Source organism: Limosilactobacillus reuteri, from assembly GCF_020785355.1.
GTDB classification, from domain to species: Bacteria; Bacillota; Bacilli; order Lactobacillales; family Lactobacillaceae; genus Limosilactobacillus; species Limosilactobacillus reuteri_I.
The window spans coordinates 1-221 of record NZ_JAJGVH010000033.1 but is presented as its reverse complement, the minus strand read 5'-3'; the positions used below and the strand labels follow the sequence as shown (position 1 = coordinate 221).

General features: G+C 40.7%; 1 protein-coding gene. It reads right to left on the bottom strand.

Annotation, left to right across the window (positions count from 1 at the left end; all coding sequences use genetic code 11):
• The coding region (locus tag LMB56_RS01365) for a hypothetical protein (RefSeq protein ID WP_229287847.1) at nucleotides 1-221 on the bottom strand (221 nt) is incomplete at both ends.

Below are 221 nucleotides of genomic sequence, written 5' to 3'. Positions count from 1 at the left end.
AGTTTAAGTAACTCCGTTTCCATGAGTGAAAGCCTCAGTAACTCAGTCTCAATGAGTGAGAGCTTAAGTAATTCCGTCTCGATGAGTGAAAGTATGAGTAACTCGGTATCGATGAGCGAAAGCATGAGTAACTCGGTCTCAATGAGCGAAAGCTTAAGTAATTCTGTATCGATGAGCGAAAGTTTAAGTAACTCCGTTTCCATGAGTGAAAGCATGAGTAA